This window comes from candidate division KSB1 bacterium (assembly GCA_034506255.1).
Lineage (GTDB): Bacteria > Zhuqueibacterota > Zhuqueibacteria > Zhuqueibacterales > Zhuqueibacteraceae > Coneutiohabitans > Coneutiohabitans thermophilus.
In genome coordinates this window covers 545,948-559,187 of the sequence record JAPDPX010000003.1, presented here as the reverse complement: position 1 = coordinate 559,187, position 13,240 = coordinate 545,948, and the positions used below count along the sequence as shown (strand labels likewise).

8 protein-coding genes are annotated in these 13,240 nt (G+C 61.0%); 3 read left to right on the top strand and 5 right to left on the bottom strand.

Annotated elements, in window-relative coordinates; genetic code table 11:
* Positions 1-34: 34 nt before the first annotated feature.
* The gene (locus ONB52_08370; protein MDZ7416166.1) at positions 35-2,299 is read right to left on the bottom strand and encodes a trehalase family glycosidase; all 2,265 of its coding nucleotides are present in this window, start codon (positions 2,297-2,299) and stop codon (positions 35-37) included.
* A 137-nt stretch (positions 2,300-2,436) separates the two neighbouring features.
* Here ONB52_08370 and ONB52_08365 point away from each other — a divergent pair, with 137 nt between their 5' ends.
* Positions 2,437-3,066: a DUF3782 domain-containing protein gene (locus ONB52_08365; GenBank protein ID MDZ7416165.1), complete on the top strand. Its 630-nt coding sequence runs from the start codon at positions 2,437-2,439 to the stop codon at positions 3,064-3,066.
* Positions 3,067-3,075: 9 nt separating this feature from the next.
* On the opposite strand, the gene ONB52_08360 is transcribed toward ONB52_08365, so the two are convergent.
* From ONB52_08360 to ONB52_08350, 3 genes are read right to left on the bottom strand one after another with little or no spacing between them, the layout of a single operon-like run.
* A complete protein-coding gene (locus tag ONB52_08360; protein MDZ7416164.1) occupies positions 3,076-5,643 on the bottom strand; it encodes a GH116 family glycosyl hydrolase in 2,568 nt (855 codons plus the stop codon).
* A 14-nt stretch (positions 5,644-5,657) separates the two neighbouring features.
* A complete protein-coding gene (locus tag ONB52_08355; protein ID MDZ7416163.1) occupies positions 5,658-6,491 on the bottom strand; it encodes a carbohydrate ABC transporter permease in 834 nt (277 codons plus the stop codon).
* Positions 6,484-8,763 carry an extracellular solute-binding protein gene (locus ONB52_08350; protein ID MDZ7416162.1) on the bottom strand — a complete coding sequence of 760 codons (2,280 nt, stop codon included), beginning with the start codon at positions 8,761-8,763 and terminating at the stop codon, positions 6,484-6,486. Before ONB52_08350 ends, ONB52_08355 begins: the two co-directional genes overlap by 8 nt.
* Positions 8,764-8,947: 184 nt before the next feature.
* On the opposite strand from ONB52_08350, the gene ONB52_08345 reads away from it, so the two are divergent.
* Both ONB52_08345 and ONB52_08340 read left to right on the top strand, forming a co-directional pair.
* Positions 8,948-9,982 (top strand): class A beta-lactamase-related serine hydrolase, encoded by a 1,035-nt coding sequence (locus ONB52_08345; GenBank protein ID MDZ7416161.1) that lies wholly within the window; start codon positions 8,948-8,950, stop codon positions 9,980-9,982.
* Positions 9,983-10,026: 44 nt separating this feature from the next.
* Positions 10,027-10,992: an MBL fold metallo-hydrolase gene (locus tag ONB52_08340; GenBank protein ID MDZ7416160.1), complete on the top strand. Its 966-nt coding sequence runs from the start codon at positions 10,027-10,029 to the stop codon at positions 10,990-10,992.
* Between the two features lie 259 nt (positions 10,993-11,251).
* On the opposite strand, the gene ONB52_08335 is transcribed toward ONB52_08340, so the two are convergent.
* The gene (locus ONB52_08335) at positions 11,252-13,207 is read right to left on the bottom strand and encodes an ABC-F family ATP-binding cassette domain-containing protein (GenBank protein MDZ7416159.1); all 1,956 of its coding nucleotides are present in this window, start codon (positions 13,205-13,207) and stop codon (positions 11,252-11,254) included.
* Between the last annotated feature and the right edge of the window lie 33 nt (positions 13,208-13,240).

Here is a 13,240-nt window from a genome sequence, read left to right as displayed (position 1 = left end):
CACTTTCACCCTTTGCTCCGTCACGCCGCGGCGATCACAGCGCAAGCTCGACCGGCCCGCCGATCTTGCTTTTGCCGTGCCGCCGGCCATCACACCAAACCCGGAAGGTCTCACCTTCACGTTGCACCGTCAGGCGCACACCTCTCACCCGCACGTCATCGAGTTTGAACCATTTCAAATCAAACGGCAGGGGGTCGATGCGCACGCCGGCATCATGCGGCCGTATGCCACAAACATATTTGATGATGAGATCGTTGACCCACGAGTGCTGGTAATCATCGATGCCGCGGTACAAGGCGGCTTTGCCGGTGTAGGGATGATAGTGCTCGAAGCAATTCGGCCGGCGGGGGTCGCCTTCGTGAAACATCATTACAATAAACCTGCTGATGAACCCGACGGCGGCCTGCAGCAAACCGGCATCGCCGAAGCGCAGCGCCGTCTGCGCCAGAGCCTCCGCCAGATGACTGTTGGTCATCGGCCACACCCGGCCATTCCAGGGGCAGTTCATGCGCCTGCCCTTCCATTCCGGCTCGGCGCAAAAGTTGGAATCATCGACGCTGGCCGCGGGCGCGGGAAAGGGCGTCCAAAACTCCTGTGGATTCAGCAGGTGCCTTTTCAATCCGGAGACATGCTCCGCCGCCACGACATCGGTGAAATAGGGATAAAAGCAGACCGCGGCTTTTACACCGGTGCGGTTGCCCGAACGCGGATCGACGTCGAAAAACATTTCCTCCGCCGGATCCCACATTTTCTGCAATATCGCCTGTTTGATGCTGGCTGCGCCGCTCTGCCACTGGCGGGCCTCCTCCGGCCTGCCCAATTTCACCGCCAGCTCCGCCAACGCCTGTTTGAGTTGATAAAGATAAACCGTGGCATCAACGCCTTTGAGGCGAAACACCCGGCCCCAGGCGTCCCGGTCGGCATCGCGCGCCACCGCGAGATAACGCGACATGAACTCCTGACCGGTTTCATACTGGTTGCAGACATCATACAAACCGCTGCCTTCGGCATCGCGTGTCTCGTCGAAATAGCGGGCGTAGCGTTGCAGTCCGGCATAACTGGCGGCGGCGAAATCAGGCGAGGGGTGAACGCGCAGCAGCTCGCACACGGCCTGGCCCCAGTTGGCATGATAAAACAGATGCGGGCGTTGCTGGTGCACATCGATATAGCCGGGAAAACTGCCGTCTGCCTGCTGGTTGTCGATGAAAGTGAGCAGGCTGCCGGCAGCCAGGGCGGGATCATGGCGCCAGCGATTCTCCCGCATATGGCACATGGCGCTGTAGGAAATCGGCGCGCGGAAATATCCAATGCCTTCACAGACAAAAGGCCGGCGATAGTTGCCCTCCTGCACCACGATGGTGTTCAACCGCAGACCGTACCAGCGATACCAATAATAGCGGGAAAAATATTCATTCGAACAGGCAAATGACGGAGCCCCGGCAAAGTGGCGCCGCCAATTCGTGCGGCTTGTCTTCACGACCCTGCCCCTCCCCAGCGTCTCAGAGAGATTGTCACGAGCCTGCTCCCGATCCGGCGCGGCCGCCAAACCGGCGGTGACACTGGCTTCGCCGCCCGCGGGCAATACCATCTCGACATGCAGCGCGGCATAAAGCAACCCTTCCCGTTCGTCTCCGCCGGCAAAGTCACGGTTCGGAAGCCGGCCGGCACGAAAGCTCTCATAAAAGGGTGTGAAGCGCCAGTGGGGCTGCAACGCCGAGCGCTCGCTGGGATCGAGGCTGAAAGATTGCACCGGCTGATTCAATCCCAATGACAGCGCCACCGGCAAAGGCGGCAGGTTGGCGGGTGCGAGAGATTGGAGAAACGAGATGATGCCGTTTTCCTGACTGACTTGAGAGAGCCGGGGGCCTGGTTGTGCGGGATGATTTTCCTGCACTGTCCACAGGATCACATGCAGGCGCCGCTTCCTGGACGAGCGGTTGCGCAGTTGCACCTCGCAAACGGCCACATCCTGCGGGAGGATCATTTTGCGCTCGCGCACGGACAGGGAGTCATCACGTTTATGCGACCCCGGCGTGCGGCTGACGAGATACTTCTGCGTCAGCACGGCGGGCGACCATTGCCGGCGGCAAAAGTGCAGCGCCAGCTCCCTGCCCTCCTCGTCCAGCAACGTCCAGGTGAACAACGGCTGCAGAGAATAGTTGAAGTATTGCGCCTCATCCCACAGCCCGGGGAAATCGAGAAACAGCGGGAAAGGTGGGGCCCACAGCAGGCGGTTGCCGCCGCCGAGGTACCACTTGTCAGCGCGGGCGAGAAATTCGAGTGGTTTGACTTGTTTCATTGGAACGCAATTTTTCAGTTGAATCGGCCGGAATTTTTGCTTGACTCAAGCCGCATTTTTCACTATTGATGCGGTGTGCCATCCCCGGGTTCCGCTGCAGGCACACAGCAAAACCCTATGCCAATGGGGAGAAACGCATGACAGAACTGGAAAAATTAGAAAAACTTGTCTACCACGGTTTCAAGGAAACCGACCGGCAAATCAAAGAGACTGACCGGCAACTCAAAGAGACTGACCGGCAACTCAAAGAAACTGACCGGCAACTCAAAGAAACGGGCCGACAGCTCCAGGTGACTGATCAAAAGCTGCAGGATCTCATCAGGCGCTTTGCCGGCCTGACCGATTCACTGGGCTTGTTCGCGGAAAGTTCGGTGCGCCCCGCGGTTGCCCGTGTTTTTCGCGAACGCGGTTACCATTTGACCAACATTTCGGCTCGCAGCGTCGGACGCCTGGATGGCGACGGCATGGAATGGGACGTGCTCGGTTACGGCCCGACCCATGTTTTTGCCGTGGAAGTGAAACTCAAGCTCGAACGCCGCGATGTGGATGAAACCCTGGAGCGCCTGCCGCGATTTTTCGATTTCTTCCCGCGCTACCGCGGCCTGGTGTTGCATGGGGTGGTCGCGGGCATGAGCATCGATGCAGGCGTTGACCGTTACGCCTACAAAAACGGCCTCTTCGTGCTCACGCAATCGGGCGAAAACATCGTACTGTTGAACAGCCCGGACTTCGTTCCCCGCGCCTACACCGACGCCGCGGCCTCCTGAGGGCGGGCTTCATTCGGTTTCCAACCGAATCTCCTGCCGGATGAACTCGCCCCACCCGCCCGCCGCCATCTGAATCACGAGCACGCGGCCCTGCCGCTCAGCACCCTCCACATTGATGATCTTGCCGGGATTGACCACCTCGAGTTCGTAACGTTCGCCCGCCAAGCCCTCCACTTCCACGCTGAGCACCCGCCCCTCCCGTTTGATGGCGATCACCTTCAAGCCCTGATTGTGGTCACCGGTGTTGCTGGTGATCACCGGTGGCAGCAACTCCACTGTCGGCACGAAATTGACGCTGATGCTGGCACTGTCGCGCAGCAGAAAGTTGACCACCGGTTGAATCGTTTGAGAGGAAACCACCTCGCGAAAAGGAACGCCCCGGCCATTGATCGTGACGCTCACCATCCGGCTGCCGATGCCCAGCGCCGGCGCAAACTGCACGCTGCAGGGCGGGGCATTGCGCAGGGAAACCAGAAGCCCGAGCTGCGCTTCCCCGCGGTGAAAGTCAAAATCGCAGGAAGCTTCCCCGGCGCGGAAATTTCGAATCGTCACCCGCTCCCAATCCGCGGGGAAATGCGGGGCAAAGCTGATCTTCCTTGCGGGAGTGTTCGCGGTCAGGCCGAGCAGGCCGCGCACCAGCGGCAGCACCACGCCGGCACTGCAAAAGCCCTGATGTGCCACTGCTTCCTGCGGCCAGATATTCTGTGCGCCCGAAAAAACTTCCGTCACACAGCCCAGCGCATTGTCGAACGTGTGGCGCACGCTCGTGAGCAATGAGTTGTAACCCTGCAGCGCAAAGTGGTGCTGAAACTGCGCGGTTGCCACCCAACTGGTGAGAAAGGGCCAGACCGCGCCGTAGTTGTAGTTCAACGGCTCGAATAGCGGACTTTTGTTCGACAAGCTGCGCACGCCCCAATCCGTGCTCAACTCGGCGGCGTTCAGTTTCAGCAGCGTGGCCGCGCTGTGCTCGGGGTCACCGAGCTGCCACATCAAACCGACAGCGGGCCACGGCGTCACTTCTGCGACTTGCTCGCCACCGGCATTGAATGCGTAGGCGTAGTGCCGGCGCGCGCTGTCCCAAAATTTGTGACCGAAGGCTGCTTGCGCGCGCTCCGCCACGCGCGCGGCCGTGCGCGCAAAGTTCGGCTTGCCGGCAACCCGGGCGAGATCGGGCATCACCGTCGCGGCGCGCACCCAAACTGCGGCGAGATAGATATCGGTTTCAATGTCCGTGAGCGAACCGAATTCCAGCGCGCCCAACCCGGCCTGACGGTTGTCCATCAAGCCGTCGCCATTGGCGTCGGTGGTCAAACACCACTGGAAGGCACGCTGCAGCGATGGCCAGCTCTTCCTGATGAAGGCCGCGTCGCCGCTGGCGGCATAATAATCGTACATCGCGCAGAGATAGAACGGCGTCGTGTCACCGTGCAAATAGCCGTAGGGATAATCCTGGAACCAATTGAGGTAGCCTTCCGCCTGTGAAAGCTCATGCGCCATCTTGCCGTCGCGGCGCTGCCATTTCTGCGTGAAGGCCAGCGCCTCCTGCACTGCGGCAAACGCGCCGTAGCTGTTCATGCTGAAACTGTTGATGTAAGCATCGCCCCCGAAAAACCAGCCAAAACCCGGCCGACCGCTGGTGCCCGAAACCCCGAGTCCCGCCACCAGGCCTTTGCCCAGCCCGGGATGATCCACGCGCAGGTTGTCATAGGCGACTTTTGCCCATTCGAAGGCGAGATTCAGCTCCCGGTTCGGCGTGGCGATCTGCAGCGTGGTGGCGCGCAGCCGGCGAAAGTACTCGTAGTTTTCCTGATAATACTTTTCGGGATGGTCGGCCAGTCTTTCGTACACTGCCCGGATGGTTTCGCGCTGCCCCCTGCCGCCGGCCATAATCAGGGGAATGAACTTGCCACGCACCGCCGCCGGCTGCGGAATCTCGATCTTGAATTGATTGGGCTGATCGGACAGCATGTGTGCCGGCGTGTAGGAAATGCCGGTGGCGGCGGGCGATCCCAGCCAGGCATGATGGCGGCGCGAGGATTCTGAAATCAAATAGGCTTTCATCCCGTCATCCCAGCGGGCATACTGGCCGCCCAGACCCGCCGGCCACATCGGCTGCAGCACCGGCAGAAAGCTGCACACGATGGTGAGCGGCGCGCTGGCGTTCACTGCGAGCAGGATGATCGCACCCGGCTCGGCCAGCGGCGTGATGAAAATGGCACGCAGGGTGAACGATTGATGGGTGAACGTGAGCGTGGTGGCTTCCGGCGTCACCGCAATATGGCGCACCAGTTCGCCGCCCGTCAGCGGCCGGGTGGAATTGCCGAGCAGAAACGCGAATTCAAAATTGCGAAAAAGTTTGAGCGGATAGGCCCAGGCTTCGAACGTGCCGCTCTCGAACCCCAGAATGGCAAATTTGCTGCCGGCCTTGTCGAAGTAGGTGCCGGGGCGGGCGGCGCGACTGAGTTCGAGATCATTGGCGTGCAGCCGGAATGCCGGAAGCAGGCCTGGCTGGGCCATGGCTCCGGCGAAAGGGAGAAGTGCGCACAGCAACATCACGGTGCTTTTGGATTTTTTCATCAGGACTCCCGCGCTTAACCCTTCATGCCCGTGAGCGTGATGCCCTGCACAAAATAGCGCTGTGCCAGAAAGAAGACGAGCACGATGGGCAGCATCACGATCACCGCGGCCGCCATTTGATGCGTCCAATCGAGCGCGTAGATGGTGCTGAACGCCGCGATGCCCAGCTCCACCGGCCGCATCTCGGTCTGGTTGGTGACGAGCAGTGGCCAGAGAAAATCCTTCCAACTGTTCATGAAAGCAAAGAGGGCCAGCGTTGCCAGCGCCGGCGTGGAAAGCGGCAGAATGATGCGACGGTAGATGGCAAACTCACCGGCGCCATCCAGGCGCGCGGCTTCTTCCAATTCTTTGGGAATGGTCAGGAAAAATTGCCGCAACAGGAAAATGCCCCAGACGCTCGACAGGCCGGGGGAGATCAGTGCGGCGTAGGTGTTCATCCAGCCAAAGGCCACGATCAGTAGAAAGGCGGGAATCAGCGTGACGATCGCCGGCACCATCATGGTGGCGAGATACAGGGCAAAGAGGCGATCGCGCCACCTGAAGCGCAGGCGGGCAAAGGCGTAGGCCGCCATCGAGCAGAACAGCAGTTGCCCGGCCACCGAAAAACTCGTGATGATGATGGTGTTCAGAAAAAACCTGCCAAACGGTTGCAGCGCCATGGCCTCGGGATAGTTTTGCCAGCGCGGCGCCTGCGGCAACAGGCGCGGTGGATATTGAAACACCTCCGTGTCCGTCATCAACGAGGTCGAAACCATCCACCCAAAGGGCAGCAGCATGGAAAAAGCAAGCGCGAACAAGACGGCATGGCGTGCGAGCCGGAGGAATTTTTTGGGCAGCGCGCTAAGCATAGTCCACCTGCCTTCCCAACAGCCGGAACTGCAGCCAGGTGGCGATCATGATGATCACGAACAAGACCATCGACATGGCCGAGGCATAGCCCATGCGCAGATTGGCCCAGGCGGCCTGATAAATGTGATGCACCACCACATCGGTGCTGCGCGCCGGGCCGCCGCCGGTCATCACATAGATCGCGGTGAATACTTGAAAGGATCCGATCAGCGAGGTCACGAGAACGAAGAAGGTGGTGGGCTGCAGCAGCGGCAGCGTGATGGTGCGAAAACGCTGCCAGGCCGAGGCGCCGTCGATCATGGCAGCCTCATAAAACGTTGCGGGAATGCCCTGCAGGCCGGCGAGAAAAACCACCATTTGGTAGCCCAGCCCGAGCCAGATGCTCATCAGAACAATCGCCAGCATGGCGGTTTGCGGGGAATTGAGCCAGGGCGATTTCGGCAGGCCGGCGAGATCGAGCAGAAAATTGGCCAGGCCAATTTGGGGCTCGTAGAGCAGCCGCCACACCAGCGCGATCGCAACAAAGGAGGACACGCTCGGTAGAAAAAACAATGTGCGCAACAGATTGACACCGGCAAACCGGCGGTTGAGCAGCACCGCCACGCCCAGCGCCACCGCCATGCCCAGTGGCACATTGAGGGAATAGAGCAGCGTGTTCTTCAGCGCGTTCCAAAACAGCGGGTCGCGGAACATTTCAACATAATTGCCGGCGCCCACGAACGGCTTGTCCGGCACGATGATCTCCCAATCATGCACGCTGAGGTAAACGGCGAAGACGATGGGGGTCAGCAGGAAGACCAGCAAATGCACAAAGGAGGGCAGCAGAAAGAGAAAGCCCTTCCACGTCTGATCACGGCGCCACGCCATGCCCCGCTGCCGGCGGCCGGCGAATATGCCCGCCAGCATCAGACCCAACGCCAGCGCCGCCAGCGCCAGCAAGCAGCGCACGACCTCGGGGTTGCCCCGCAGCACGGCGGAACGGCCGGCACTGCGGGCGCGGATTTGCCGCAGTTTTTCGTCGATGCGCTGCGCCTGGCGGGCAAAGCTCTCGTCCACCGACTTGCCCTTGAAAAGCACCTCATCGAGGGCATCTTCGAACAATGGTTCGATCTCAGAGAAGCGTTCCACCCGCGAACCCCAGTGCTGACGCGCATAGGGCACTTCCGTGAAGAATACTTTTTCCAGGCCGAGCGTGTCGGCCTGCACTTGTTCCAACGCCACGGCTTTCATCGCCGGCAGGCCGATCAGCATGTCACGGCGCTGCCGCGCCGCGAATTCGCCGGAGAGAAAAAGTGCCAGCTCAACGGCCAGCTCGGGATGGCGGGTGGTGGCGGGCACACTCCAGCCCGATTCATACAGGACGTTGGCTTTGGTGCCATTCTCGGGCACCGGCAGCGCGGTCACGCCCAGTCTGAGTTGGCCACTCACGAGATAAGGCTGGAATGCCGGCAGCGACCAGTGCCCGCTGACGCGCATGGCGGCGCGATTGCTGACGAAGAGCGACTGCAGCAGGCCGGAGGTGCGAATCTGTTCATGCGAGCCGAGATTGGGCGCCACTTTGTATTTGAGCTGCAAATCGATGATGCGCTGCAGCGCGGTTTTCGTGGGGGCGGAATCGAAATAGCCGGTGGCGCGGCTGCCGTCGGGTGCGAGCACATCGCCGCCGTGCATCCACACCACCGGCATCCACATGTAGGTCATCTGCGGCCAGATCACCCCGAATTGATCGATCACACCGTCGCCATCGGTGTCGCGCGTCAGCCGCCGGGCGGCGGCGAGGAACTCGTGCCATCGCCACTGCGCCGGCGGATAGGGCTCGTTCGCTTCATCGAACAGCCGCTTGTTATAATACAGCACGAGCGGGGTGAAATCCTTGGGCAGGGCATACAATGCGGAATCGCGCTGCGCGATGGCGAGCACATGGGGAAAATAAACGCTGAGATCGAAGCCGCGGCGGCGAATATGCGGCATGAGATCGAGCAGCACGCCCTTGCTGACGTAGGCCGGGATGGCGCCGGAGTCCAGCAGGAACACGTCCGGCGGCGCACCGGCCACGATGCTGGTGAGAATCTTTTGATCGTAGTTGGCCGGCACCGGTTCGAGCACGGCCCGCACGCCGGGATGCCGGCCTTCGAATTCACGCAGGATGCGCGCTTCATATTCGAGATCGCGCGGCTGGCTCGACCAGTTGCTCACGCGCAGGGTGATACCGGGACCGCACACCGCCACGGCCGGTCCGAGGAGAAACACCAGCAGCAGCCAGCTTCGCATGCTCACCACCGGAGGTGAAAAGGTTCGAGACCGCGTCACGCATGATGCCGGGCCGGCCAATGGTCACAATTTTTTGCATGAAGCGCAAGGGCTTTGTCAAAGCCGGCAACTTGACTTTACCGGCCCGGTTCGCTATTTTGCGCGCGATTTTTTGTGCAATGGTTCACTTTTATGGAGAGAGGATATGCCTGCTTTGTCCGGTTGTTCCCGCCTTCATTCATTCCTGCCGGTCCCCCGCAAAACCGCGCCCTGCAGGACGCGCGCCACGCGGCCGGCTGCTGCCCTGCGCTGGCGGCTGCTCACTGGAGTGCTGACGCTGGCTGTCCTGCAGGTTGCCGCGGCATCACCGGCGCGTGCGGTGAAGGAAAAAACCGATGCCAAACTCACCGCCCGGCTGCAGGAGTTGATCAAGGATTTCAAAGGCGAGGTCGGCATCTATGTACGGCACCTGCCCTCCGGCCGCAGTGCCGCGATCCGCGCCGACGAACTCTTCCCCACCGCCAGCCTGATCAAAGTGCCGATCATGCTCACCGCTTTTCAAAAAATGCACGACGGTGTTCTCGATTATCACGCCGATCTGGTGTATCGCGATTCGCTGTATTATGCCGGCGATGACATTCTGGCCTCGTTCAAAGCGGGTGAAAAAATAAAATTCAGCAAGGTGATCATGTTGATGATCACCACCAGTGACAACACCGCCAGCTTGTGGTGTCAGGGGCTGGTGGGCGGCGGGAGCGAAATCAATGACTGGCTGGAGCGCCATGGTTTTCACCAGACGCGCGTGAATTCGCGCACGCCCGGCCGGGAGGCGGAGCAGAAAAAATTCGGCTGGGGGCAAACCACGCCGCGTGAGATGGCGGAGCTGCTGGTAACGATTCGCGAGGGCCGCGCCGTCAGCCCGGATGCCAGTGAGGAGATGTACCGCACGCTCACCCGCATCTATTGGAACGGCGAAGCGCTGTCGCAGATTCCGCCCACGGTGCAAACCGCCTCCAAGCAGGGCGCGGTGAATCAATCGCGCTCGGAAGTCGTGCTGGTGAATGCGCCCTCGGGGGATTACGTGTTCTGTCTGATCACCAAAAATCAACAGGACGAAAGCTGGCACTATGACAACGCCGGCTTCGTTTTGATCCGCCGGCTCTCCCGCCTGCTGTGGGAATACTTCGAACCCCGGTCAAAATGGCGCCCGGCACCGGCAGCCCAGAAATGGGCAAAGTAACTGCGCCGCACCCGCATCCCATGATTGTTGACAAGGACGGCAGCATGCCCTTGCTTCATCGTATTGCCGTGCCCACGCCCTTTCCCATCGGGCCGGTGAATGTTTATCTCGCCGAGGATGACAAGCTGACGCTGATCGACACCGGGCCCAAATATGCCCCCGCGCGTGCGGCGCTGCAAGCAGGCCTGGCGGCACGGGGCTGTTCCTTTGCCGACATCGCGCAGATCATTCTCACCCATCACCATGTCGATCACCTCGGTCTGGCCGCGGAAATCCAGGCGCTGAGCGGGGCCACCGTCCGGACACACGCCGTCAATCTGCCCTGGCTCATGGATTATGAAACGACGCGCCGGCGTCATGCGGATTTCTACCGCGCCTTTTGGCAGTCCGGCGGAGTGCCCGAGGCGATCATCGCGGCCATGATCAGCGTGAGTGAAGGGCTCGCACAGTTCCGCGACCCCTGCGTGCCGGCGCAGCCGTTGCAGGAGGGTGACCAGGTTCACTTCGCCGGCTGCGATTGGCGCGTCTATCACACGCCCGGCCACGCGGGCGGCTTGATCTGCCTGTGGCATGCCGCCAGCCGCACGCTGGTTTCCAACGATCATCTGCTCAAAGACACCTCTTCCAACCCCATTTTGGAGCCGCCGCTGCCGGGCGAAAACCAGCGACCACGACGCCTGTGTGATTACCTGCGCGAACTGCAGCGCATGGCCGGCCTCGATCCCGCCATTGCCCGCACCGGTCACGGCGGGGACATCGACAATGTCCACGAGCTGGTGGCCGGCCGCCTGCGCTTTCACCGCCAGCGCGCCGAGACGATCTTTGATCTGATCGGCACGCGCACCGTGAGCCTGTGGCAGCTCACGCAGGAAATGTTCCCCGCCCTGGAAAACGGGGCGGATTTTTTTCTGGGGATTTCCGAAGTGCAGGGTCATCTCGACCTGCTCGAAGATGAGCGGCGCGTGGAGGCCATCCGCCAGCAGGGAAAAATCTGCTGGCGCCGAACGTAGATGCCCACCAACCCGAGCGTCACCGGCAGCAGCCCGCAGAAGCGCGCTTCACCGCCGATGTCTCCTCCTCTTCCTTCAGCGAAGACGGAGGTCAAGTTTTGGGGGCGCGTCTTCGGGCTGTTGCGAGCGCTGGCACCCTTTTCCGCTTCGGCTTGTTCAAGATATGTGTCGCGGTATGAAATCGGGGTGGTGTTCCACAACGCTGGGGCAGGCATGGTGGGGAAAATGGAAAACCTCGTGCCGTCTTTTTCTCTCCCGTTCAGTCGCCGTATTCCGCTTCCACTGCTTCGACCTTCATGCTGAGCTCGGTCCATTCCGCCATGAGAGCTTCGAGCCGGTTGTCGACTTCGCGCTGCCGCCGCAATTTCTGCGGATAGATTTCGCGGTTGGCAATGATCGCCGGATCGCACACCGCCTGCAGCAGCTCGGCTTTCTCCTTTTCCAAACCGGCAATTTCGGCTTCCAGCGCGGCCAGGTGCTGCTTCAGCGGCCGCAGCTCACGGGACTTCTGCTGAATCCGTTCGGCGCGGGCGCGGCGCTCATCCTTTTTGGTCTGATTCGCAGCGGCCGGCCGTGGCTGGCCATTTTCGCCGGAAGCAGCGGCCGGGCTTGCCGCTTCCGCGAATTGCTGCTTGCGCCAGACAAAATCATCATAAGTGCCGGGGTAGATGGTCAACTCGCCGTTGATCACTTCCACCACTTTGGTGGCGATGGCATTGATGAAGGCACGGTCGTGGGAGATGAACAGCAGCGTGCCTTCGTAGTCTGTCAGCGCGTCTTCCAGCACCTGGCGGGAGAGAATGTCGAGATGGTTGGTGGGCTCGTCCAGCACCAGCAGGTTGGCGGGCCGGGCCAGCATTTTGGCGAGAGCGAGGCGGGCCTTCTCGCCGCCGGATAAAACGGCGACGGGTTTGAACACCTCCTCGCCGGAGAACAAGAACGCGCCCAAGAGCGCGCGACGCTGCTCCGGCAGCAGATGGCCGGTGACGCCCGCGATTTCCTCATACACCGTGGCCGCCGGATTCAGGCATTCGAGCTGGTGCTGGGCATAATATTCCACCGTGACGTTGTGGCCGTAGCTGCGCTCGCCGTCTTCAATGGGCAGAACACCGGCCACGATTTTCAGCAGGGTGGATTTGCCCGCGCCGTTCGGCCCGAGCAGGGCAACCTTTTCGCCGCGTGCGAGATGGAAGTCGAGTTTGCGATACACGACTTTTTCGCCATAACGTTTCATCACGCCGCGCAGCGTGACAACGTCCACCCCCGAGCGCTCCGGCTGCGGCAGGCGAAACTTCATGGCGCGGGCGGTTTCCGTCTCCACCTGCACACGCTCCATCCTGGCGAGCATCTTGATGCGGCTCTGCACCTGCCGTGCTTTGGTCGCCTTGTAGCGAAAGCGCTCGATGAATCTTTCGGTCTGCTCGATCTTCTTTTGCTGATTTTTGAACTGTGCCTCGAGCTGCTCGCGGCGCGCCGCCTTTTGCTCGGCGTAGGATTCAAAATCGCCGAGGTAGGTCACCAGTTGCCGGTTGCTGATCTCGAGGATGCGCCCGGCAATGCGCTGCATGAAAACTTGATCGTGGGTGGTCAACACGAGGGTGCCGGGATAATCCAGCAGAAAGTCCTCCAGCCAGACGATGGCTTCCAAATCGAGATGATTGGTGGGCTCGTCGAGCAGCAGGATATCGGGTTTGCTCAGCAGCAGTTTGGCGAGCGCCACCCGCATCATCCAGCCGCCGGAGAAGGTGTGCAGCGGCTGGCCAAACTGCGCCGGGGAGAAGCCAATGCCGCTCAGGATTTTTTTGGCTTCATGCTCGCGCGCATAGCCGCCCAGGGCCTCGAAGCGTTGTCGCAGCGCGCCGTAACGTGCCATCAGTTCCTGGTTGGGATCGGCCGACAGCGCGGCCTCCAGCTCGATCAGATTCTGCTCGAGCGCCTGCAGCTCCGGAAAGCCGGCCAGCACTTCTGCGAGAATGCTGCGCGCGGCATTGTCCCACACCTCCTGTTTGAGATGGCCCAGCCGTGCACCCTTGGCCAGCACGATGCTGCCGGCATCCGGCTGTTCTTCGCCGGTTAACAGGCGAAAGAGCGTGGTTTTGCCCGCGCCATTGGGCCCGACCAGGCCGACACGCGTGTGCGGCGGGATGTGCGCCGAAGCGTTGGCGAAAACGATTTGCGTTCCGAATTGTTTGCAGAGATTGTGAATGTGTATCATGCCCGCAGATCACTGTGCTCCAAGAAGCTGGCA